24 protein-coding genes are annotated in these 22,340 nt (G+C 67.3%); 10 read left to right on the plus strand and 14 right to left on the minus strand.

The window, feature by feature from the left end:
• Positions 1 to 30: 30 nt before the first annotated feature.
• Positions 31 to 1,452: a three-helix bundle dimerization domain-containing protein gene (locus ACFYO1_RS18700; protein WP_387232323.1), complete on the minus strand. Its 1,422-nt coding sequence runs from the start codon at positions 1,450 to 1,452 to the stop codon at positions 31 to 33.
• Positions 1,453 to 1,696: 244 nt separating this feature from the next.
• Between ACFYO1_RS18700 and ACFYO1_RS18705 the strand changes: the two genes are divergently transcribed.
• Positions 1,697 to 2,500 (plus strand): SDR family oxidoreductase, encoded by an 804-nt coding sequence (locus tag ACFYO1_RS18705; RefSeq protein WP_387232325.1) that lies wholly within the window; start codon positions 1,697 to 1,699, stop codon positions 2,498 to 2,500.
• 4 nt (positions 2,501 to 2,504) lie between these two features.
• Here ACFYO1_RS18705 and ACFYO1_RS18710 read toward each other — a convergent pair whose 3' ends face one another.
• The gene (locus ACFYO1_RS18710; protein ID WP_387232326.1) at positions 2,505 to 2,984 is read right to left on the minus strand and encodes a Dps family protein; all 480 of its coding nucleotides are present in this window, start codon (positions 2,982 to 2,984) and stop codon (positions 2,505 to 2,507) included.
• Between the two features lie 116 nt (positions 2,985 to 3,100).
• On the opposite strand from ACFYO1_RS18710, the gene ACFYO1_RS18715 reads away from it, so the two are divergent.
• Positions 3,101 to 3,607 carry a DUF4240 domain-containing protein gene (locus ACFYO1_RS18715; RefSeq protein ID WP_387232328.1) on the plus strand — a complete coding sequence of 169 codons (507 nt, stop codon included), beginning with the start codon at positions 3,101 to 3,103 and terminating at the stop codon, positions 3,605 to 3,607.
• Positions 3,608 to 3,624: 17 nt separating this feature from the next.
• On the opposite strand, the gene ACFYO1_RS18720 is transcribed toward ACFYO1_RS18715, so the two are convergent.
• Together ACFYO1_RS18720 and ACFYO1_RS18725 are read right to left on the minus strand one after the other, a co-directional pair.
• Positions 3,625 to 4,830: an alpha/beta fold hydrolase gene (locus ACFYO1_RS18720; protein WP_387232330.1), complete on the minus strand. Its 1,206-nt coding sequence runs from the start codon at positions 4,828 to 4,830 to the stop codon at positions 3,625 to 3,627.
• A 9-nt stretch (positions 4,831 to 4,839) separates the two neighbouring features.
• Positions 4,840 to 6,462, minus strand: a complete 1,623-nt coding sequence (locus ACFYO1_RS18725) for a DUF885 family protein (RefSeq protein ID WP_387232332.1) — start codon at positions 6,460 to 6,462, stop codon at positions 4,840 to 4,842.
• Between the two features lie 376 nt (positions 6,463 to 6,838).
• Here ACFYO1_RS18725 and ACFYO1_RS18730 point away from each other — a divergent pair, with 376 nt between their 5' ends.
• The gene (locus ACFYO1_RS18730) at positions 6,839 to 7,849 is read left to right on the plus strand and encodes a glycosyltransferase (protein WP_387232334.1); all 1,011 of its coding nucleotides are present in this window, start codon (positions 6,839 to 6,841) and stop codon (positions 7,847 to 7,849) included.
• Here ACFYO1_RS18730 and ACFYO1_RS18735 read toward each other — a convergent pair.
• Positions 7,846 to 8,418 carry a TetR/AcrR family transcriptional regulator gene (locus tag ACFYO1_RS18735; protein WP_387232335.1) on the minus strand — a complete coding sequence of 191 codons (573 nt, stop codon included), beginning with the start codon at positions 8,416 to 8,418 and terminating at the stop codon, positions 7,846 to 7,848. The genes ACFYO1_RS18730 and ACFYO1_RS18735 overlap by 4 nt on opposite strands.
• Before the next feature lie 131 nt (positions 8,419 to 8,549).
• On the opposite strand from ACFYO1_RS18735, the gene ACFYO1_RS18740 reads away from it, so the two are divergent.
• Together ACFYO1_RS18740 and ACFYO1_RS18745 are read left to right on the plus strand one after the other, a co-directional pair.
• Entirely contained in the window at positions 8,550 to 9,872 is a 1,323-nt protein-coding gene (locus tag ACFYO1_RS18740) for a glycoside hydrolase family 1 protein (RefSeq protein WP_387232337.1), read from the plus strand.
• A gap of 43 nt (positions 9,873 to 9,915) precedes the next feature.
• On the plus strand, positions 9,916 to 10,839 hold the full coding sequence (locus ACFYO1_RS18745) for an esterase/lipase family protein (RefSeq protein WP_387232339.1): 924 nt from the start codon (positions 9,916 to 9,918) through the stop codon (positions 10,837 to 10,839).
• Here the strand turns inward: ACFYO1_RS18745 and ACFYO1_RS18750 are convergent, their stop codons facing one another.
• The 6 genes from ACFYO1_RS18750 to ACFYO1_RS18775 all read right to left on the minus strand — a co-directional run bounded on the left by ACFYO1_RS18750 (position 10,840) and on the right by ACFYO1_RS18775 (position 15,710).
• Complete coding sequence (locus tag ACFYO1_RS18750; protein WP_387232341.1) at positions 10,840 to 11,130, minus strand: hypothetical protein; 291 nt, start codon at positions 11,128 to 11,130, stop codon at positions 10,840 to 10,842.
• Positions 11,131 to 11,144: 14 nt separating this feature from the next.
• A complete protein-coding gene (locus ACFYO1_RS18755; RefSeq protein ID WP_387232343.1) occupies positions 11,145 to 11,684 on the minus strand; it encodes an LpqN/LpqT family lipoprotein in 540 nt (179 codons plus the stop codon).
• Positions 11,685 to 13,007, minus strand: a complete 1,323-nt coding sequence (locus ACFYO1_RS18760) for a phage head morphogenesis protein (RefSeq protein WP_387232345.1) — start codon at positions 13,005 to 13,007, stop codon at positions 11,685 to 11,687.
• Positions 13,004 to 13,333, minus strand: a complete 330-nt coding sequence (locus ACFYO1_RS18765; RefSeq protein WP_387232347.1) for a WXG100 family type VII secretion target — start codon at positions 13,331 to 13,333, stop codon at positions 13,004 to 13,006. Before ACFYO1_RS18765 ends, ACFYO1_RS18760 begins: the two co-directional genes overlap by 4 nt.
• A 131-nt stretch (positions 13,334 to 13,464) precedes the next feature.
• A complete protein-coding gene (locus tag ACFYO1_RS18770; protein WP_387232349.1) occupies positions 13,465 to 15,075 on the minus strand; it encodes an MDR family MFS transporter in 1,611 nt (536 codons plus the stop codon).
• Positions 15,072 to 15,710 (minus strand): TetR/AcrR family transcriptional regulator, encoded by a 639-nt coding sequence (locus ACFYO1_RS18775; RefSeq protein WP_387232351.1) that lies wholly within the window; start codon positions 15,708 to 15,710, stop codon positions 15,072 to 15,074. Before ACFYO1_RS18775 ends, ACFYO1_RS18770 begins: the two co-directional genes overlap by 4 nt.
• Before the next feature lie 226 nt (positions 15,711 to 15,936).
• Here ACFYO1_RS18775 and ACFYO1_RS18780 point away from each other — a divergent pair, with 226 nt between their 5' ends.
• Both ACFYO1_RS18780 and ACFYO1_RS18785 read left to right on the plus strand, forming a co-directional pair.
• Positions 15,937 to 16,341: a hypothetical protein gene (locus ACFYO1_RS18780; protein WP_387232353.1), complete on the plus strand. Its 405-nt coding sequence runs from the start codon at positions 15,937 to 15,939 to the stop codon at positions 16,339 to 16,341.
• Between the two features lie 89 nt (positions 16,342 to 16,430).
• Entirely contained in the window at positions 16,431 to 16,976 is a 546-nt protein-coding gene (locus tag ACFYO1_RS18785; RefSeq protein WP_387232355.1) for a hypothetical protein, read from the plus strand.
• A gap of 18 nt (positions 16,977 to 16,994) precedes the next feature.
• On the opposite strand, the gene ACFYO1_RS18790 is transcribed toward ACFYO1_RS18785, so the two are convergent.
• Complete coding sequence (locus ACFYO1_RS18790) at positions 16,995 to 18,329, minus strand: aspartate aminotransferase family protein (RefSeq protein WP_387232357.1); 1,335 nt, start codon at positions 18,327 to 18,329, stop codon at positions 16,995 to 16,997.
• Between the two features lie 86 nt (positions 18,330 to 18,415).
• Here ACFYO1_RS18790 and ACFYO1_RS18795 point away from each other — a divergent pair, with 86 nt between their 5' ends.
• From ACFYO1_RS18795 to ACFYO1_RS18805, 3 genes are all read left to right on the plus strand, one after another.
• On the plus strand, positions 18,416 to 19,327 hold the full coding sequence (locus ACFYO1_RS18795) for a LysR substrate-binding domain-containing protein (RefSeq protein WP_387232359.1): 912 nt from the start codon (positions 18,416 to 18,418) through the stop codon (positions 19,325 to 19,327).
• A 352-nt stretch (positions 19,328 to 19,679) separates the two neighbouring features.
• Positions 19,680 to 20,411, plus strand: a complete 732-nt coding sequence (locus ACFYO1_RS18800) for a C40 family peptidase (RefSeq protein WP_387232361.1) — start codon at positions 19,680 to 19,682, stop codon at positions 20,409 to 20,411.
• 96 nt (positions 20,412 to 20,507) lie between these two features.
• Complete coding sequence (locus tag ACFYO1_RS18805; RefSeq protein WP_387232363.1) at positions 20,508 to 20,879, plus strand: MerR family transcriptional regulator; 372 nt, start codon at positions 20,508 to 20,510, stop codon at positions 20,877 to 20,879.
• A gap of 18 nt (positions 20,880 to 20,897) precedes the next feature.
• On the opposite strand, the gene ACFYO1_RS18810 is transcribed toward ACFYO1_RS18805, so the two are convergent.
• Both ACFYO1_RS18810 and ACFYO1_RS18815 read right to left on the minus strand, forming a co-directional pair.
• Positions 20,898 to 21,059: a hypothetical protein gene (locus tag ACFYO1_RS18810; protein WP_387232365.1), complete on the minus strand. Its 162-nt coding sequence runs from the start codon at positions 21,057 to 21,059 to the stop codon at positions 20,898 to 20,900.
• A 65-nt stretch (positions 21,060 to 21,124) separates the two neighbouring features.
• The gene (locus ACFYO1_RS18815; protein ID WP_387232367.1) at positions 21,125 to 21,868 is read right to left on the minus strand and encodes a glutamine amidotransferase; all 744 of its coding nucleotides are present in this window, start codon (positions 21,866 to 21,868) and stop codon (positions 21,125 to 21,127) included.
• Positions 21,869 to 22,340: the final 472 nt, after the last annotated feature.

The following is a 22,340-nucleotide window of genomic DNA, read 5'->3' on the forward strand; positions in this document are numbered from 1 at the left end:
CGTCCGCCGAAACCCTGGCGGCGAGCCGGATCAGTTGTAGGACTTGCCGACTCCGTCGAGCAGCCGCTCCAGTGTGTCGAACGTGGGCGTGGTGATCACGTCGATGAGGTCGGCGGCGACCGGGATCTTGTGCTCGGCGGTCACCGCCGCGAACTGAGCGGCATCGCCGGTGCGGAAGCCGTGCACCGCGGCGAGGCGTTGCAATTCGGGATCGGTGGACAGCAGGCGGCCGACCCGATCGCCCGCGTCGTCGAACGGCACCAGGGTGTGCCGGGACATGATGGTGGGCGACGGGTACAGCAGCGTCATACCGGGCTTGATCTGGCCGCGCACGGTGGCGTCCACGAACTGCGACTCGTAGATCCAGACCAGCGGCGTCGGGCCCATGCCGGACGCGAGGTAGGCGTCGAAGGGACCTTCGCTGCTGCTCTGCGTGTAGCCCTGACCGACGAAAAGGCGTGACACCGTGGGGATTACGTCTTGCTCGGCGGACATACCCTGCACGATCGTGTTGTTGTTCGCGACATACCCCGCGATCGCCAGGTACATCGCCGCGGAGTTCGAGCTGCGCGGATCGGTTGTGGAGATCAGCACGTTCTTGCGCGCCGAGTACGCGGTGTTGTCGCCGAGCTGGTCCCACCGCGTGTTGTTGCCGACCATGCGCAGGTACGGCGCCATATCGAAGGTCGGCACCGGACCCTGATGCACCACACCGGCTTTGGCGAGCAGATCCGCGATCGGCGTGAACGTCGCGATCGCCATCGGCGAGGAGAACGGAATGTATTTCGCACTCACGTTGCGCTGCCGTTGAATCCGCTCCGCCGCCTGCTCACTGGACGGAAACGCGAACGCGTACTTCCCGAGATCCACCGAAGTCGCGATCTCCCGCGACCCCGCCGAGTCCACCTCGACCCGAACCCCGTTGCGCGCCAAGACTTCCGCTACTTTCGGATCCTGGAAGAACGACATCTTCTCGGACCCGGCCACTCCGCGCACCAGTGTCAGCGACGACGTCCCGGGCGCCGCTGCCGGCGGCGCCGAACTCGGCTGCCGCACCGCCAACGCCACCGTGACCACGGTCACCACTACCAACGCCGCGACTACCGCGGCTACCGCCGCGGGCGCGAAACGCTTGTTTTCCGACCATGTTTCACGAAACGCGGCAGGCAATCGGCGATCGCCCGATTCCGCTTTGTGCTTGGCCCCGCGTGTCCGCGCGGTATCGGGACCGGCGGCTTCGGCCACCTCTCCCGCACCCTCCAGCTGCCGACGCACGTACCGTTCGACCAGAATCGGAATGAACGTCCGCACCGGATGCCCGGCGAACCGGGTTCGAGCCGCCCCCACCATCCCCTCGATGTACTCCGCAGAGTAAGTGCCGCCGAAGTTTTCGACCAACCGCTCCGTCAACTGACGGATCGCCTGTTCCTCCCGAACAGTGTCGGCAAGCACCACATTCTCCTCGACGTCCCAGCGGCCTGTGCATCCCCGCGACGGCTCCCCGACCCCATCGCGCCGGCCAACCCTAGCCCCATCCCAACCCTCGCCACCGGCCCCGATCGCCACCGTTCACAAAATTCAATCCCCCACCCCCAACCCGCAACCCGCCGTTGCTTCCCCGTTTCCCCCACCGAACCACCCGCCGTGGAAGCGAGGGGCTATCGTCGGCTGGAGTCGCCGCTCAAGGAGAACGCTTATGCCTCGTACTGCTGTTGTCACCGGTGCTTCGTCCGGGATCGGGAAGGCGACCGCCGCGGCGTTGGTGGCGCGGGGGTATCGGGTGATCGGGACGAGCCGAAAGCCGGAGGGAGTCTCCGACGAGGCTCGGGTGGCGGGGGTGGAATACCGGGCGCTCGATTTGACCGACGCAGGGTCGATCGCGGCGTTCGTGGCCGGGCTCGGGGACGTCGACGTGCTGGTCAACAATGCCGGCGAGAGTCAGGCGGGGCCGCTGGCGGAGCTGCCGGCCGAAGCGGTGGAGCGGCTGTTCCGGCTCAATGTGCTCGGCCCGGTCGCGCTGACGCAGGCCGTGCTGCCGGGCATGCGGGAGCGCGGGTACGGACGGGTGGTGATGGTGGGATCGATGATCGCCAGCTTCCCGATGCCGTATCGGTCGTCCTATGGCGCGACCAAGGCGGCGCTGAAGGGTTTCGCGGTGGCGGCGCGGTTCGAGGAGTCCCCCTTCGGGGTGTGGATCTCGACTGTCGAACCGGGACAGATCAATACGGGGCTGCGCGAGCGCCGGACGAAGTATCTGAACGAAGGTTCGCCGCACACCGCCGATTTCACCAGGTTCATCGCGAAATTGGATGAGGCACAGGGGAAAGGCATCACCGCCGAACGGGTGGCGGACACGATCGTGCAGGCGGTCGAGGCCGACCGGCCGCGCCCGCTCTACGCCGTCGGCAGCAATGCGCCGGTGATGTTCGCGGTGCGCAGGCTGCTACCGCGCACGGTGATGGAACGGCTCATCGCGCGCGTGCACGGCCTGTCGCGCTAGCCGCTCAGTCGGCCGCGACCTGCGCCTGCCACATCCAGTGCAGCTGCTCGAGCCGCGCAGCGATGCCGATGAGCAGGTCCTGCGTGACCGGATCGGCCTTCTCGGTCGCGTCGATCCGCTCCCGGAGGCCCTTGATCACGGCGGTCAGGTTGCCGACGATCCCGTCGATCACGGCGGTGTCCTGCTGCCAGCCATCGGGGAACCCGGGCGCACCGGTCTCCTTGGCCACGGTCGCCGCCCGGCCGTCCGGGCTCACCCCGATCGCGGTCGCTCGCTCGGCCGCGGCATCGGTGAAGTCCCTTGCCGCCGTAACCAATTCGTCCAGGGCGAGGTGCACCGACCGGAAGTTCCGGCCGATCACGTTCCAGTGCGCCTGCTTGGCGATCAGCGACAGGTCGATCAGATCGATCACGGTGGCGCGCAGCGCCTCCCCCGCGATCTTCTGCTGCTCCGCGTCGAGGGTGCTGGTGATGGGTTGGCTCATCGTTCACGCCTTTCTGGTCGGATCGGGTTCACTCACCGTCTACCCACAGCGCCCGGCCTAAACGTCGGCGTGACGAGCGCCATGTCCTGTCGGCCCGTCCTGATAGCGTCCGCCGCGTGAGTGAGCTCCCCACCGCGGCCGACGAGACCCGGTTCTGGACCATTATCGAATCGGCCTGGCAGTCGGTCGGCGCCGAATCCGCCACCCTCCGCGCGGCCCTGATCCACCGGGAAAACGACGATGCCGCGTACGCCATCGACCAGCACCTGCCCGCATTCCTCGACCACCTGCGAGCGCTCAGCGAGTCGCTGTCGACCGCGGACCTGACCGCACTGGACCGCGTGCTCGAGCGAAAGCTCTATGACCTGGACCGCGCCGACATCCACGAGGTCACCGACGGCTCCGACGACGGTTTCCTGTATTGCCGCGGCTTCATCGTCGCCATGGGCCGAGACTTCTACACCGCGGTGACCGCCGATCCCACCGTCGCCGTGATCGACGCGGAGTGCGAGCGAATGTGCTATTTCTTCGCCCACGTGCACAACAACCGCGTCGGCGACTTCCCCCGAACCGGCTCCGGTATCTCCCGCGAGTCATTCTCCAACCCGGCGGGCTGGAACTGAACGTCCGATAACGCCGGTCAGCTCGGTGGAACCTGCTGCTGGAACCAGGCGAGGATCTGCGGCAGGGCCACTCGAGCCGAGTTCGGGTGGTCGAGCTCGCCCAGATTTATCAGGGAGGCGTTGTCGCTGCGCAGGGCCGGTAAGCAGTGCTCGGCGTTGGCGAAGGGCACGTTCCGGTCGGCCTTCGCGGCGTAGAGGCGGACCGGCACGCGCGGGGTCCAATCACAGGTGCCGTCGCTATCGGTCACGGCCTCCGCCGCCGCGCCGGTCGGGTTGGCCGCCCATGCCTGGAATCGCGGCGTCAGCAGCAGATCCGGGGTGATGGGCAGCATGGTGGCGATGGTGAGTTCGTTGCGGGTGCCGTCGAAGAGTCCTTCGACCTTCCCGGCGTACGGCTCCTGAAAGGCCTCGGCCGGATCGTCGTACAGGTGGTAGATCCGGTTCATCGCGGTGAGCCAGTAGGCGAAGAAGAACACCGCGGGACCCGGCGCGATCCGTCCGTCGAGGCCCGCGGGGGCTTGGACATCCCGGAGCGCGTACGGTCCGCTGACCGGCGCCAGCGCGGCGAGACCGAACCCCGGCACCTGGTCTGCCTGGAGGGCCTTGCCGAATGCCATTGCGGCATGGCCTCCCTGGGAGAAGCCGGTCACCAGCACGTCGCGATCGAGTTCTTGCCGGCGTTGCCCGGCAATGCTTTTGGCCGCGAAGAGCAGGTCGGCCGAGGCACTGACCTCGGTCGGTGCGTGCGTGTACGGGTGACTCCCGGGCCCGTCGCCCAGCCCGAGGTAGTCCGGAGCGATCGCCGCGTAGCCCGCCGCCGCGAACATGATGGTGCGCGCCTGATCGGGACGACTCCGGTTATTCACCGACGGCGCATCGCTTTTCGCCGACAGGGTGCCGTGCGCGTAGCTGATCGTGCGCAGCCGAGGCGACTGCGTGCGCGGCAGCACGACCAGTCCGCTCGCGGTGGTCGGTTCGCCCTTCGCTCCGACGGTGCGGTAGTCCACCCGATACGCGTCCACCCCGTTTCGCACCGGAGTATCGAAGTTCCGCTCGGCCAGATAAGCCGCGGTGTCCTCGTTCGACAACTGCGCGACCGGAGTCGAGGACACCACGGTGCCCCGTTCACCCTGCCCTGGAACGGTCGCCTCGCTCGTGTCGGCCGCGCACGCGCCGGCCCCGCAGAGCAGGACGAACGCACTGACCAGAGCGAGGCGGCGCATGTCGCGACCCTATCCCGCCAGGCGGTCCGCCTCGTCGAGGTGGTCGCGCAGGCCGAGCAGCTCCCACCGCTGCAACGCCAATGGCACATTTCCTTCGCGCCACAGCCGGTCGTGGAACCGCTTCAACTCGAATTCGTCGCCGAGTTCGCGGACGGCCGTGCTGAGCAGATCCTGGATCTGGAGTTTGCCGATCTGGTAGCTCAATGCCTGACCGGGGTTGCCGGCGAAGAACACCGCTTCGTCCCAGGCGGTCTCGCGATCCATCGGAACGGCGATCGCGAGGCGGTCGGTCGCCTCCTCGATGGAGATCTCACCGAGGGCGAGCGCGAGATCGACTTCGACGCGTAGCGCCCGCAGCCGCATGGCACTTGCCACGAAGATCGCGCTGGCCGGTGCGTCGTCGAACAGACCGGCGTGCAGCATCAGCTCTTCGTAGTTGAACGCGATGCCCTCGTTGGGTGTCGAGTCGTAGAACCACCGCCGGGCCGGATTCTCGTGGTGCCAGCCGATCGCGACCTGCTGGGCGTGGACGCCCTCGTGCACGATCGCGGTGCGCGCGTCGAACGCGGCGGCCCGATCGAAGTAGGGCAGGTCCGGGCGCGGGTCCGGGATGTATCGGGTGGCCGCCTCGTCCATCCGGCCGGGTCCGGTCAGATCATCGGTGACGCCGAGCCAGGTCAGCGGCGCGAGGTAGGGCGGTAGCGGCGCGAACCGGTAGTGCCGCAAGCTTTCCGGTTGACTGAGCAGGCCGCGCTCGTCCGCGAACCGGCGCACGGCAAGCTCATCGACGGCCTGGCGCCGCGCATGCTCCTGCGCATCGGCGGGCAACGCGGGTGCGGGGGCGTCCCGATGCCGGGTGCGCAGCTGGGTTTCCAGGGCGACGGCCCGATGCCACTCCTGGGTGCCCATCCGGCGCAGCTGCTGGGCCGAATAGGGCAGCAGCGCAACGCGATGCAGGAAATAGGCCAGCGACTCCGGTCCGACCGGTTCGACTTCGCCGAGCGAGGGCAGTTGCTCGGCCAGCCAATCCCGGTACGCCGCAACGGCGTCTACGGCGACCCTGGTCGCGGCGGGCAGTTCGGGCGCGTACTCCTCCGGCAGGAACGGGGTCAGCGCGATCATCGCCGCCTCGAGCGAACCCGCGTTCTCGTCCAGCAGGCTCAGCGCACTGCGCGCGAACGACACCCCGGCCACGCCCGCGAGATTCGCCCTCGCCTGCTCGAGCACGAGCGGCACGTGCCGCAGCAGCGCGCTGATCTGCCCCGCTCGCGCACTGTCGAACGGCGTCGAGGCAAGCAACTCCACATAGATCGGGCCGAGGCTTTGCTGAATGTAGAAGCAAGGATTGCGCTCCCAGGCCCGGATCAGCTCGAGTTCCCAATGCACCCTGGCCAGCGCCGAACCGAGCAGCCTGCCGTCGACCCGCACCGCGACCGGCTCGTCGGACAGGTCGAGTTCGCGGTGCCTGCGGGTGAACTCGGCGAGCACGTCCCGGCGATCCGCGATCGCCTTCGGCGACCAATCGGGCAGCCACCCGTCCGGCCGCTCGACGCGCGGCAGGTCGTCACTCGAGTCGGGCACCGTCGCCAGCCGCCAGTTCCAGAACTCTTCCGCAAGCTTCGCTAGACCCATATCCGCACAATACGTCCGGCACCCGCAACCGGCCAGCGTCGGCCGATCGACCAGGCCGATCTCGTGCCGCGCCTGAACGACTCGCGCGGCAAGTGGCGGCCGGGGTTCCGATAGAAGCCGTCGAAGCGGGTAATCCAGTGGTATCGACGGACTTTCCGCACGCGGGAACTGCTGTCGAGCGGCGCCGCTCTCCTTGTCGATCGCGAATCACCGACCGCCATCGCGTCCGCGCCGCGCCAGGTGTTCACCGAGTCACGGCCCGGATGAGTGCCGAAGCGAAACGCATTGCGCCAGAGCCATTCTGGCCCGCAGTGAGCAGGAACTACCATGCGCTTGCCGCAGCGACGCGACAGGCCGAAGCGAAGTTGGCGACAGCATGAGCGAGACCATCTCTATCTCCTACGCACACCTGTTACGGCTCAGCGATGACGTGGGGATCTTCGAACACGCCAAATTGACCGCTCCCCGGCTCGAAAACGGTTACTGCGTCGACGATGTCGCGCGCGCCCTGGTCGTCGTCCTCCAGGAGCCGGAACCGACCGCGGAGCTGGCCGCACTGGTGCCGGTGTACGCGAGCTTCGTCTTCGACGCACTCACCGAGAACGGCCGCAGCCACAATCGCCGCGGCACGGACCGCAGCTGGCAGGACGAGCCGAGCCTGGAGGATCACTGGGGGCGCGCCGTCTGGGCGCTCGGCGCGTTAGCCGCGCACCGGCCGGAGTACGCCGAAAAAGCGTTGGCGCACTTCAGCATCGCGGCCGCGCGGCGGTCGCCGTTCCCGCGCGCGATGGCCTTCGCCGCGCTCGGTGCGGCCGAGGTGCTGCGCGTCGATCCCGGAAATCTCATCGCACCGGCACTGCTGACCGATGCGGCCGAGCTGATCGGCCCGCCGACCCGCCGCCTGGACTGGCGCTGGCCGGAACCGCGACTGCACTACGCCAATGCCGTACTGGCCGAGGCGCTTCTAGTGGCCGGCCGGACACCGGGGCAGGAGCGTAAGCATGCCGACGGTCTGGCGATGCTGCGCTGGCTGCTGGAGATCGAGACCGCGGGTGACCATCTGTCGGTGACCCCGGTCGACGGCTGGGCGACCGGCGAGAAGCGTCCCGGCTTCGATCAGCAGCCGATCGAGGTCGCGACGCTGGCCGACGCGTGCGCCCGCGCCTACGACGACACCGGGGACCAGCACTGGAAAGACGCGGTCATGTTGTGCGAGGCGTGGTTCCGCGGTTCGAACGACGTCGCCACGCCCCTTCTAGATCCGGTCAGCGGCGGCTGCTGTGACGGACTGGAACCCACCGGGCGGAACGAGAATCAGGGCGCCGAGTCCACGCTCGCGCTGATTTCCACGATGCAGCAGGCCCGACGCCTGCAACAGGTGACCTAGCGAGCGGTGCCGGTGTAGCGGTGCCAGGCGTTTTCGAGCTGCGCCGCCATGTCGATCGTCGGGTCGATCAACCATCGGGCCTGGAGGCCGTCGGCGAGCGCGAAGAACATGGTGGCCGCGGCGTCGGCGTCGATCCGATCGGACAGCGTGCCCGCCCGCTGCATCTCGCGCAGGGCTTGCGCGAACCCCTCGGTGCCGAGCCGGTAGCGCTCCAGCATGTAGTCGTGCGCCGGGTGGCGCGGATCGGCCGCGGCCGCCTGCATGTGGGTGAACAGTTCGATCAGCCCGGGCACCTTCGCGTTGCGCCGCACCACCGCCACGAACGCCTCGGGCGCCGTGCCGTGCATGGCGGCCAGGTCGGACTCGTCGCGCTTGCGCAGCACCGCGACGAACAATTCCTCTTTCGAGCCGAAGTAGTGCAGCAGCCCGCCTTGGCTCAGGCCGACCGCCTCGGCCAGCTCGGCGACCGAGGTGGCCAGGTAGCCGCGCTCGGCGATGGTGCGCAGCGCGGCCTCGAGGATCTGCTCCCGTCGTTCGATGCCTTTGCCGTAGGGACCCCGTTTCGCCACCGGGTCAGTGTAGGCACGTCGGGGGCCGTCCTTGCCATCGAAAACCGAGCGTTGTACGGTTTTCAGCAAGGCTCGCCCCGGCGCCCGCCGAGGTCCCGGCTTGTCCCCCCAACGAACGGGAGCACCACCCGATGCGATTGCGTCTGCGCGGACTCGGCCTGGCCGCCCTGGCCGCCGCCACCGCCCTGACCTGCCTGCCCGGCTCCGCCGCCGCGCGCCCCGAGGCGCCGGCCCAGGTCGCGCCGCTCGGCCCGGATTTCCTGTGGGGCGTCGCCGCCTCCGGCTATCAGTCCGAAGGGCACGCACCGGACAGCAATTGGCGCCGCTACGTCGCCGCGGGCAAAACCGATGACCCGTACCGGGATTCGGTCGACTTCTACAGCCGCTACGCCTCCGACATCGATCTGGCGGCCGGGCTGGGCGTCAAGGTCTATCGGATCAGCATCGAGTGGGCCAGAGTGCAGCCGGAGCCCGGCGTGTGGTCGCCGGAGGGGTTCCGCTTCTACGACAACGTGATCGCGAAGATCACCGCCGCGGGCATGCGTCCGATGATCACCCTGGACCACTGGGTGTTCCCGGGCCGGGAGGTCGATCGCGGCGGCTGGCACAACCCGGGGATGGTCGAGGACTGGCTGGCCAACGCCCGCACCGTGGTCGACCGCTACGCGCACGTCGACCCGCTCTGGGTGACGTTCAACGAACCGACCTTCTACGGCCTCAACGAATTACGGCACGGCGGTCTGCCCGCCGCCGACGTGCCCGGCATGCAGGATCGGCTCGCCCAGGCGCACAACGCCATCTACGACCACATCCACCAGGTTCAGCCCGGCGCCATGGTGACCAGCAATATCGCCTACATCCCGGCCGGCGAGGACGCGATCAACAAGCCGTTCGTCGACAAGATCGCCGCGCGACTCGACTACGTCGGCATCGATTACTACTACGGCATGTCCCCGGACACCATCACCTCGATGGGCCAGAACCTGACCCAGCTCTGGAAGAATCCATTGCAGCCGGAGGGCATCTACTATGCCCTGCAACACTATTCGCGCCAGTTCCCGGACAAGCCGCTCTACATCGTCGAGAACGGCATGCCCACCGAGAACGGCAAGCCGCGCGCCGACGGCTACACCCGCGGCGACGACCTGCGCGACACGATCTATTGGATCCAGCGGGCGAAAGCCGACGGCATGAACGTGCTGGGCTACAACTACTGGAGCCTCACCGACAACTACGAATGGGGCAGCTACACACCGCGCTTCGGCCTGTTCACGGTCGACGTGCTGACCGATCCGAGCCTCACCCGGCGGCCCACCGACGCCGTCGCCGCCTACACCGGCATCACCCAGGCCGGCGGCGTGCCCGCCGATTACCGGCCGACCCGCGCGCCGCAGCCTTGCTCGCTGGTCGACGCCGCCGCCAGCTGCCTCGACCCGGTGACCGTGCCCCGGTGAACCGTCAGCTCACTCGTAACAACTTATCGTAGAACGGATTTCGATGAATCTGAGATGGCGTCGCCTAACGGCGGCAGGCGCGGCAGCAGGCATTCTCACCGGAATCTGCGCCCCGGCGGTCCACGCCGAACCCGGCGGATCGATCGCGAGCGAGATCGCCGGCGTGGGCAAGGATCCGGACGGCAGCATCCCGCCCGCGGGATCCGACGACTGGACCTGCGTGCCCACCGCCGCGCATCCACGACCCGTCGTCCTCGTGCACGGCACCTGGGGCAATCAGAACGACTGGAACGTGCTCGCGCCGCAGCTGAAAGCCGAGGGCTACTGCGTCTTTTCGCTGAACTACGGCCGCGACACCGCGAGCGTGCTCGGCGCGCTCCCTGGCATCTACGGCGTCGGCGACATCCACGCCTCGGCCAAGGAACTCGGCGCCTTCGTCGACCGGGTGCGCGACGCGACGCATGCGCCGAAGGTCGATCTGGTCGGTCATTCCCAGGGCGCGTTGATGTCTCGGCAATACCTGCGCTTCGCCGGCGGCGACGCCGCGGTCGACCACCTGGTCTCCCTCGCGGGCACCAACCACGGCTCCACCATGCGTGGCGTCGCGGGCCAACTCTCTTCCGGCAGTGCGCATACGGCCTTCTCCACCGGCCTGACCGCGGTCGCCGGAGTCGCGGCCGCCCAGCAGCTCGTCGGCAGCGACTTCCTCCGGGCCGTCAACGCCGCAGGCGACACCGACCCCGGCATCACCTACACCGTGATCGCCAGCACCCGCGACGACGCCTCCACCCCACCGGAAGCCACCTTCCTCCAGGCCGGTCCCGGCGCCACGGTCGACAACGTCTGGGTCCAAGACTTCTGCCCCACAGACACTTTCGACCACGGCACCCTTCCCCAGTCCCCCACCGTCGCCTATCTCGTCAAGCGGGCGCTCGACCCGGCCTACACCGGCCCCGCCTGCCCCTGATCATTCGTGGAATTCGCCTTTGGGCAGCCGCGGGCGGGCGGTGGCGGGCCAGCGATCGTCGCTGAGCTCCAGCGTCCAGCCGGCCGGCGGTTCGGTGAAGTCCATCCACTTGCCGTCGCCGAGCCACAGCGACCAGAGGTCCTCCTCGGGGAAGTTGCCCATCCGGACGTGCAACGTCTGGGTCGGCGTCCGGCCGATCATCCAGGTGTTGTCGGCGTGGTCCTCGACGAAGACGACGCGCGCGGCGAGCGCCTCCTCCAGATCGGATACCCCGTCCGAGCGTCTGACCATGAGTTCTTGCCCCTTCAGTCGTCGAAGTTGACGCTGCGCACAACCTTGTCGAGCAGGCTACCGAACACCGATGCCTGCTCGGCCGTTGTCGTCCCCGTCGCTTGCAGCAGATAGCCGACATTCCCGCGCTGGTAGACCGCGTATTGCGTGACGGCATACAGTGATCGGCCATCGGCGGAGTAGGTGCCGGTCTGGATCGACCAGCCGCTGTGGCGACCGGCCGGCGGCCATACCTCGGCCTGCTCCTCGGTCCAGCCGGGCAGCCGCCGCGAGTCGGTGAACGAATGCTCGATCAGGCCCGACAGGTCGATCCCCTGGCCGATGATCACGCGGGTGAACACCACTACGACATTGGTCCGGAACCGGGACGACTGCTCGTGCCGAACAGCGAATACGTTGAGATAGCCCGCATTACGGCCATCGATCTCGGCCCAGGTATCGGGATCGAGGTCGATGGTGACGCGCCCCGGGATGGTGCCGGGGTCGGTGACCCGGTGGGTACTGAGCGCCAGGGATTCCAGCGCTGCGTAGACGGAGGTCTCGTTGTCTGCCATCTAGAACAACCCACCTACCCATTTGCCGACCGAGCTGCCCGCGATGCCGCCGACCACACCACCTACCACGCCGCCGACCGCAGCGCCGACCGGCCCGCCGAACGCACCGATCATCGCGCCACCCTCCGCACCGGCCACCATACCGCCCAGGGCGCCGGCGCCACTGCCGACCGCCTCCGGCACCGTCTCTGTACCCGCCTTCACCTGGCTGTATCCGTCGTAGACCTCGTACGCCGCGGCCAGCGGCAGCGCCGCCTTGCCGGCCACCCGCAGTGCCTTCGAGCCCGCGCTCTCGCCCGCACCCGCCAGCGTGTCGTCGATTCGGGGCGTGCCCGGCCCACTGTTGGGTCCGCGTACTCGCGCCTGTACTTCTTTGGGGTCCGGCAGTGTCGGATTCTTCGGATCGACGCCGAGCGCCTCGTTGACTGAACCGCGGCTCTTCGACGAAGAGTCGATGACATCTTGCAATGCCTGCTCGCGGGTCATCCCTTTCTTGGCCATCTTGTCTTCGATCAACTGATCGAAGGGCCGGTTTCCCTCATTCTTCATGAGTTCCTCGGCCGCGGCCCGGTTCGACATCAGATCCCGCGCCTTGGTGCGGAACTCATTGCGTATCTCGCTGGCGATCCGGGCGCGCTCTTCCAGCGGCATATCCGTTTTCGCGAGCTGTTCATTGAGCGCGGCCAAGCGCCGCTCGGCTTCGAGGTAGTAGTTGCGCACCTCCACATCGGTCAGCGAACCGTCGGGATACTCGGGCAACCCCAACGAGCCGAGACCGAATGCGGCGGCGTAGACCGGCGGATGATTCTGCTTGTCCAGATCGCTTTCGCTGAGTTGTCCGTCGGCGCCTTTGATCGCCGCGGCGAGATCGGCGTCCACCAGCTGGGCATTGATCATCAATTGATTGACCTCGAGTTGCAGCGCAACCCGATTCGCCTCGATCTTGGCCAGCTGATCAGCGGTGTAGGGTCCCTGCACAGACCGGGTGACCTTACCGTCGTCGCCGATCGCGAACCCGCCGGCTTTGGCGTCGGCGCGCAGGCCGGTCAATTTCGATTTGACCGTGGCGACCTCTTCGGCGGCGGTCTTCGCGGCGGCGGCGATGGCGGCGACGTGTTTGCCGTGGGCGTCGAAGTCGACGCGCGTCTTGCCGACCGACTGCTTGGCCGCCTCCGCCGCCGTCCCGTCCCAGGTCTGGAACATCTGCAGGTTACCGAGATTCGACGCGCGTTCGTCGCAGTGCTGCGCGTGCGAAGTGCAGACTTGAAATACCGACTCGATATCCGCGACGTTCCACCGATCGATGTCGGAGATCGTGATCATAGATCCAGCAATTTCCGACCGGTGGGCCGGTCGACCTGGTCGAGTTCGGTGGTGGATTTGTGCTCGGCCAGGCCGTATTCGCGCACCGCGTCGGTGACCAGGGACGAATGGCCGTCGAGTCGTCCGGTCAATGCCGTACCCGAGCCACGCAACTTCTCCAGCGCCCCCTCGAGCGCCGCGCGAGAACTACCCACCCAGCCGGAGGACGCCGAGGAAATCTCGGAATGCCCGGAGTCGAAGAGTGCGGTGCTGTCCCCGCACCAATCGGCCAGGCACCCCGCCGAGTGGTGCAGATCGGTAAAGTTCACCGAAAGTTCGCCAGTCATCGAATACCCCCGTATTCAGGTGCAGTGTTGAATGAACTGCACCTGAATACGTTAACGGGCTGCGGATACGCTATTCATGCCCCAATTATTCGGGGCCAGAGGCATTTTCGGTCTTTCCGGTCTTTTCGCCCTTATTTAACCGCGAGGTCGGTTTTCTCTTCGGGCTTATCCGATGCCGTTTCCTCCAGCACCGCTTCACCGCGAGCGACCATGCCCGCCTCATCCGACAACTTCAGTTGCGGGATGAACAGGGCAAGCACGAAAACGACTACCGCGCCGGGGATCAGGTACCAGAAGCCGGGGACCAGGGCGTTCACGTACGCGCCGACGATCGCGTCGTGCAGGCCCTCGGGCAGGTGCTTGACCACCGACGGCACCAGCGCGCTCGGGTCGAGCTTCGCCGCCATGACCTCGGGTCCGTGCGACATGAACGCGTCGGTGAGCCCCTCGGTCAGCCGGCTGGTGAAGATCGACCCGAAGATCGCGACGCCGATCGCGCCACCCATTTCCCGGAAGTAGTTGTTGGCGCTGGTCGCGGTACCGATCTGGTTGGGCGACACGGCATTCTGCACGACCAGCACGATGATCTGCATGATCAGGCCGAGGCCGGCGCCGACCACGAACAGCATGGCCGAGACGACCCACATCGGGGTGTTCGCGGCGAGCGTGGTCAGCCACAGCATCGCGGCGAGCATGATCAGCGCGCCGATCGGCGGGTAGATCCGGTAGCGACCGGTCTTGGTGATCGCGGTCATCGACCCGATCAGGGTGATCATCATGCCGACCATCATCGGGATCAGCAGCAGGCCGGAGATCGAGGCGGACGCGCCGGTGGCCATTTGCAGGTAGGTCGGGATGAAACCGATCGCGGCGAACATCACCAGGCCGACCAGCAGGCCGATCGCCGAGGTCAGCACGAACGTACGGTTGCGGAACAACCACAGCGGCAGCATCGGCTCTTCGGCCCTGGCCTCCACCATGACGAACGCGGCGACCACGACCACCAGCGCGGCGATCATCGCGATGATCGTCGTCGAACCCCACGCGTACTGCTTGCCGCCCCAGTCGGTGATCAGGATCAACAGCGTTGTCGCCGAGGACATCAGCAGCACACCGAGGTAGTCCGGCCTGGTCTTGGGCCGGTGGCTGGGCACGCTCAGGTAGCGGAAGGCGATGAACAGCGCCGCGATGCCGATCGGCACGTTGATCCAGAAGCACCAGCGCCACCCGAGCGTGTCGGCGAAGAAGCCGCCGAGCAGCGGTCCGGCGACCGAGGTGATGCCGAAGACCGCGCCCATCGGCGCCATGTACTTACCCCGGTCCTTGGCGGGCACCACGTCGGCGATGATCGCCTGCGCGAGAATCATCAGGCCACCGCCGCCGACGCCTTGCAGGCCGCGGAAGACAATGAACTCCCAGAAGCTGGTCGAGGCGGCGGCGCCGACCGACGCGGCGGTGAACGCGGTCACCGCGAACAGGAAAAGCCATCGCCTGCCGAACATGTCGCCGAACTTGCCGTAGATCGGCATCACGATGGTGGTGGCCAGCAGGTACGAGGTCGCGGTCCAGGCCATGTGCGAGACGCCGCCGAGCTCGCCGACGATGGTCGGCATCGCGGTGCCGACGATCATCTGATCCAGGCTGGCCAGGAACATACCCGCGATGAGCGCGGAGAAGATGAGCCATATTCGCTTCTGGGTCAAGACAATTGGGGTAGGCGGCGAGTCAGCCGTCGTGGTCATCGCTTCTCCTGGTTTCGCTCGGCGGGCTGGTCGAACATCCGGGCGGCCATCGCGCAATGGTCCTGCACAGCCGCGGTGAGTGATCTGCTGGTGTCGGCGGTCGCGGACATCGCGGCCCTGGTGGTGATGCTGGTCATGACCCCCGCTGCGAGAGCGGCGAATTCGCGGGCGACCGGTTCGCCGGCCCGCGCGGACAGCAGCTCGCCGACGATGGTCTCCTGCTGCGCGCCCGCGGCCATGAACCCGGCGAATACCCGCGGCTCCTCCTTGATGATCTGCATCACCAGCGAAATCGCCTCGCGCACTTCGTCTTCCGGCTCCAGCGCGGAGGCGAACAACCAGGTGAGGTCGGACATGAGCATCCCGGTCGGCCCACCGGCGACGAATTCCTCGCGCGCAGCGGGAGTTCCGATCTCCTCGATCGGCCCGACGATCGCGTCGAGTTTCGTGTCGTAGTAGTTGAAGAACGTGCGCGGCGAGACGCCGACGACCTTCGCGATGTCCTCGACGGTCGTCGCGTCGAGCCCGTGCGCGACCACCAGCCGACGAGCCGCCATGCACAGCTCGAGCCGGGTCTTGCGCTTCTTCTGTTCACGCAGGCCGATCGGGGGCTCCGCGTGAGTGGGAGATGACATGGCAAAAATTTAACACAAACTGCAAAATTTCAGGCAGTGCAACTTTCTGTGATCGCGCTCACCCGCACCGCCGGAGTCGCCGGGCAGGGTTATCGAATCTACTGTTCGAATGCGTACTCGATCACACTTCAATGAACCTCAGCTGGATAATTGCTGGTCATAAGCAACCTCTCAGAATCTTCATCTACTGTTCACCTCAGTAGATAAGCAGAGAGGCAACGACGCCATGAAGCGATCACCCCTACGACCGACCGGGCACCTCCGCCGATATCCCCACGCCACCGCACTCGCGCTGATCGCCGGATTCCTCGGCGCCGCAACCCTGCTCAGCACCGCCGTCGCGGTGGCCGACCCGGGCACCGGCTCGAATCGGACACCGGGCCGCGCCGGTTCGGCCCATCCCGGCGACACGACCGGCGCACACCACATCGATCCGTTCGGTTACAACCACACCGACGCCAACCCGCTGCGACAGAACGAGCACCGGAACGCATTGCGCGAGTATCGAAGTCAGCAGAATCCGGCCGAGCCGGCCCAGAACCGCAGCGGCGGCGCCAGCACCTGGACCGCGGTGCCGCGCGCCGACGGCGACGGCTGGGTCGTCTGCCGGCCCACCGCCAGCTGGTGCTAGCCGAACAGTTTCGAAACCCCTTGCAGTACTTCGCATTACCGATCGGCGGCGAATCACGCCGCCAGGTCGAGGACGGAAGAGAGAACTCGATGAACCCGGCAACGACCCCGAAGGCCTCCACCCTGCGCCGCACCTCGATCGCGCTGCTCGCGGTCGCCACCGTGGCCGGCGGCCTCACCTTCGGCGCGGGCACCGCCGCGGCCCAGGCTCGGACCAGCGCGGCCGGTGCCGCAGTGCACTGCCTGTGGGCGGGCACCGGCTACCCGCAGGGCGCGACCGTCGCCGCCGGCGGCCAGACCTTCCGCTGCGGCATCGACCGCGGCGCGGCGTCCTGGTCGCGCGGCCCCGCCGACGGAAAGTCGACCGCCGTCCCCAATCCCGGCGCTTACGCCGATCCCACCGGCCGGTTCAGCGCGGGCGCGCGGCAACCCGGCACCGAGTACAACGACTACTGCGTGGGCAGCCAGCTCATCGAGGGCAACGAGGACATCTACCAGGTGGTCGCGACCCGCGACGGCAAGCTGCACTGGAAGGCGGCCGCGCCGATCTCCCAGTGGGCCTTCGCCGCCGGCGACACCCGTCCCGGACCGTCCACGCGGTCGGTGAGCCTCTGCATCGACGGCAACCTGACCTGACCCGAGTCTCGGTCCGGGTCACATCCGCGCGGCGGCGTCACCGATCGCCTCGTCGAGAATGGCCAGGCCGAGGGACAATTCGTCCTCGGTCGCGGTCAACGGCGGGGCGATCCGGAACACGCCGCCCATGCCGGGCAGCTGCACGATGTTCATGTGCAGGCCCAGCTCCAGGCAGCGGCGGGTGACCTCCGCGCCGAGCTCGTCGGATCCCTGCTTGGTCTCGCGGTCGACGACCAGCTCCAACCCGGCGAGCAGTCCGCGACCACGGATGTCCCCGACGACGTTGTGCCGCTCGGCGATTCGTTCCAGTCCGGCCCGCAGGAACGCGCCGAGCTCGGCGGCGCGGGCATCGAGGCGATCGCGCACGAGCACGTCGAGCACGGTGTTGCCGACCGCGGCGACCAGCGGGTCGGCGACATGCGTGGTGAAGAACAGGAACCCGCGATCGTGCGCCTCCTGCTCGATCTCCGCGCTGGTGAGCACGGCCGCGAGCGGCAGCCCGGCGCCGAGCGTCTTGGACAGGGTGAGAATGTCCGGCACGATGCCGTCGCGCTCGAACGCGTACCAGGATCCGGTGCGGCACAGGCCGGTCTGGGCCTCGTCGAGGATCAGCAGCATGCCGCGTTCACGGCACTTCTCCCGCAGCGCGGCGAAGTAGCCGACCGGCGGTTCGACGACGCCGCCGGAGCTGAGGATCGGCTCGACGAGGCAGGCGGCCAGGCTGCCCACCGATTGCGCGTCGATCAGGTCGAAGGAGAAGTCCAGCTGCTTGCGCCAGTCGAGTTCGCCTGCGGCCGTGGTGAAGTCGGGACGGTAGGTGTGCGGCGCCGGGATCGCGAAGTTACCGGGCGCGGCCGGACCGTACCCCTTACGGCCCGCGCTGTACGTCGCGCTCGCCGCGGCCTGGGTCATGCCGTGCCAGGAGCGGGCGAACGAGACGATCTCGTGCTTGCCGGTGACCAGCTTGGCCATCCGGATCGCCGCCTCGTTCGACTCGGCGCCGGTGGTCAGCAGCAGCGCCTTTTCCAGCGGCGCGGGCAGGGTGCCCGCCAGCCTGCGGGCGAGGTCGACGACCGGACGGCTGAGCATGCCGCTGAACAGGTGGTCGAGTTCGCCGACCTGACGCCGGACCGTCGCGACGATCTCGGGGTGCGAGTGCCCGAGGATCGCGCTCATCTGACCGGAGGTGAAATCCAGGATCTCCCTGCCGCTTTCGGTGTACAGGAAGCTGCCCGCGGCGCGCGCGATGATCTCGGGCGTGAAGCTGCCCGCGCCCGCGTAGCGCACGAGGTGCCGGTCGGTGTCGGCCCAGAAGTCGTCGGTGGACTGCGGCGTGAAGGTGGGAGAAGCCATATCTCGACCGTAAGGCGGGTGCGAGCGACACGTCCATCTCACAATTCCGGCTGTGCTGTTCGGCTCAACCGTACAAGAATCGAGACATGCTGAATCCCTGGCGGCTGCGGCTGCTCAGCCAACTCGACTCCCTCGGCACCGTCCGCGCGGTCGCGCAGGCGGCCGACCTCAGCGCGTCCAGCGTGTCCCAGCAACTGGCCGTGCTGGAGGCGGAAACCCGCACACAGCTGCTGGAACGCACCGGCCGCCGGGTCCGGCTCACCCCCGCCGGGCTGATCCTGGCCCGCCGGGCCAGGGCGATCCTCGACCACATGGCCACCGTCGAGGCGGAGCTGCGCAGCCTGGGCGGCGAACCGGCCGGCCTGGTCCGGCTCGGCGCGTTCCAAAGCGCCATCCACTCGCTGTGCGTGCCCGCGGTGACCCGGCTCGCGCAGAGTCATCCGCACCTCGACATCACGCTGCACGAGCTGGAACCGCACGAGAGCATGCGGGCGCTGCGCACCGGCGACGCCGACATCATCATCACCACAACGGATTTCGTCGCCCAGCCGCTCGGCCCGGACATCGACATCGTGCCGCTGGCCACCGATCCGATCGTGCTGGTGCTGCCGCCCGGACCGGCCGCGCGCGGACCGGCCGACCTGGCCGCGTATGCCGACGAGCCGTGGGCCTTCGACACACCGAAGTCGTATATGGCGAGCCTGGCCACCCGGCTCTGCCGGGAATCGGGGTTCGAGCCGCGGATCGTCTGCCGGTTCAGCAACTATCTGATGGCGCTGCAGCATGTCGAGGCCGGGCTGTCGATCACGCTGCTGCCCGGCCTCGCCATCGACCCGCGCTATCAGGTCGCGACCAGAGAACTCGCCCGCCCGGTGACCCGGACTATCACCGCGGTGATCCGGCGCGGAACACCACCGCGCCCGGCCGTGAATGTGGTGCTCGACGCGTTACGCAGACACGGCGAGCTACCCGGCGCAACCGGTCCGTTGGGCGGTTGAAAACACCCGATCGAAAACCGGATAGCTCGCCGACGAACAGTAATTAGCTCACCGTACGGCTCACCGACACGGAAATTGACCATGGATCAACTCTTGCGTTACCCCAGGTAGACAGCACTTTTCAATATCCAATAAGCATTAGTTACCATTTCGTTATTGCTTTACCGTGTGTCGGAAATTTGTTCGAACCCGCAGGTGTCGAAAGATGGGAAATCGGATCCGCTTGGACTGACAGATCACCGTGATGTTCTCGAATCTTATTCGGAGACTTTGGTGAAGTCCGGTGCGCCTACAGGTATGGCGCCGCATGGCCGAGCCAAGGCCTTCGAAATGACCATCGGAGGACTTGATCATGGCATCGAAGAGCGACGACGACGTCCGAAGTACCCACTCGCTGCGCCGGGTGTTCTGGTGGACACTGGCCGCAGGCGCAGCACTATCCGGCGCACTCCTGTTCTCCGCCGCGGAAGCCTCGGCGCAGACGGTGACCATCCCAGGCGTCGGAGCTGTCGAAGTTCCGAACGAAATCTCTTTCCCCCCTGGCACTCCCGGCCTCCAGGCCGCGGGTCCCGCGCAGGAGAGCGCGCCGCCCGCCGCTCCCTCGAAGACCGAGTTCTCCGCCTTGGGAATCCAATTCACCCTTCCCGACATCCCGGGTATCGAATACTCCGGCCTCGCCGGACTTCCCGGCATCACCGCGCCGAATTCCGTTCAGCCCCAGGTCGCGCCGATGAAGACGACCGGCGAGGTCGCCGTCGAAGCGGCCCGCGCCAAGATCGGCTCGGACTACAGCGCCAACTCCGCGGGCCCCGACGCGTTCGACTGCTCGGGCCTGGTCCAGTGGTCCTACCAGCAGGCCGGAGTCTCGCTGCCGCGCACCAGCTACGACCAGCTCGCCACCGGAACCCCGGTGGCGCGGGACGATCTGCGCCCCGGCGATGTGGTGTCGTTCTACGGCGGCGGGCACTCCGCGCTCTACGCCGGCAACGGCAAGGTCATCCACGCCTCGACCTACGGCACCGGAGTCGTGGAGTCCCCGATGTCGTCGATGCCGTACGCGGGGGCCTGCCGGTTCCAGCGCTGACAAGGCCAGGTGGATACCGGGATCAGGCGCCGCTACGGTGATTCTGACACTGACGTCAGAGGTAGTGGTCAGTGGCCCGGATCACCAGGAGAACCCATGCGAATCGGCGAGTTGGCGGCCAAGACCGGAGTCAGCGTGCGCGCGCTGCGCTACTACGAGGAGCATCACCTGCTCGGCTCCACCCGCAGCGCCAGCGGTCAACGCCACTACCCCGACCACGCGATCGTCCGCGTCGGGATGATCCAGCGCATGTATTCGGCCGGGCTGTCCAGCAAGACGATCCTCGACATCCTGCCGTGCATGTCCACCGGCTCGGTGACCCCGGAACTCGCGGAAAGGTTTGCCGCCGAACGTGATCGCATCGACCAGCGGATCCGCGACCTGATCCGCACCCGCGACGAACTGGACGCGATGATCAGCTGCACGAACGATATGGTCGACGCCGGCCATCAATGCCGGCCGCAGTAACCCGACTGGGCGGGTGGCTTACTTCTGCGTCGGTTCGTCCGCAGGCGCGGGCGCGGCGATCCGGACCACCCCGGCATCCAGGTCGAGCGCGAGCCGGGGACTGTGTTCCTGCCCGTCGCTGTCCTCGCTGCCCTCGTCGGCCAGCTTCTTACCCGGAAACAGTTCGCCCATGACGCCCATACACCCCACGATAGCCCCGGCACCTGAGAGTGCCGGGAATGTCCCGGAATCACCGCGGGCTGACCCTAGTCGGTGCCGCCGTGGTACCTGGCGACGAATCGGCGCAGGATCTCCTTGGGCGTGGTGATCGATTCCCGGTGACCGAGTGCGGTGAGGTAGTCAGCCTCATCCGGGTCGAAATACCCTGCGTGCCGGTAGATTTCGATGCGCAGCGCGAGACCGTCGCCGTCCAGTTCCGGGTGGAACTGGGTGGCGTAGATGTGGCTGCCGACGCGAATCATCTGCACCGGGCAGTCGGCGGAGGTGCCGAGCAGCACCGCGTTCGGCGGAACCTCCTGGCACGCCTCCTTGTGCCCGACGAAGGCCCGGAAGGTCCGCGGAAGGCCCCGGCACAGCGGATCGTCGCCCGCGTGCTCGGTCAATTCGACGGTCTGCGCGCTCGGTGATTCACCGAATCGCTCGTCGCTGACTGTCCCGCCGAGCACATCCGCGAGAATGCTCAATCCGTAGCAGGCACCCAGATACGGAAAGTCCCGGCCGACGATCTCGACCAGCAGCTTCTTCAACCCGGGCTCGAATCGCTGCTGATAGTCGTATTTTTCGGCGTCCGGATTGCCGACATTGCTCGGCCCGCCGCCGACGATCACCGCCGAGAAGTCATCGAGCACCAGATCGGGCAGTCCCTGGTCCATCTGCACCCGCACCACGTCACCGGCCGCGAGCTCGCCCGCGCGCAGGACGGCCTGATACTCGTCGTCCGCGGCGGGGCGCTCGGGTCGCAGCTGGAGCAGCAGGCACGGCTTGGGCATGCCTCCGATTGTGCAAGATCGGCACCGTGGAGCGGGGCCAGTGCGGACAACTCGCGTGTTCGTATCCGGGGGTCGATGAAATCTAGCCTGCCCGCCGGGAATCGGCGAAAGAACTGTCGGTCGTTCGAATGACAGTCATCTGGCCGATACCCGATAGCGATCGCGACTGTCAGGCTCGTCGGCATACGACGAGCAGTCGGACCCGACTGAGGCCGAGCACAGAGGGGTTGATCGGCCATCAGTTCGGCTCATCGACCAGGTCATGCCGCTCGCCGGGTCTCGGGGTTGGGTCCACCCAAAGGATGACACGGGACAAGACCGCGGGCCGATGCCCGCCGAGGGGGCACCCGCGCAGAATCGCTAGGGCGGTTGGCGATGACAAGCATTCTGTAGGGAAACTGCTAGCCGCGCAGGATGTGATGCACGGGTGCAGTTGGCGGGGCTCCTGCGCAACCGAAGTGAGATCTCGATC

The organism is Nocardia sp. NPDC006044, assembly GCF_042871115.1.
Classification (GTDB): domain Bacteria; phylum Actinomycetota; class Actinomycetes; order Mycobacteriales; family Mycobacteriaceae; genus Nocardia.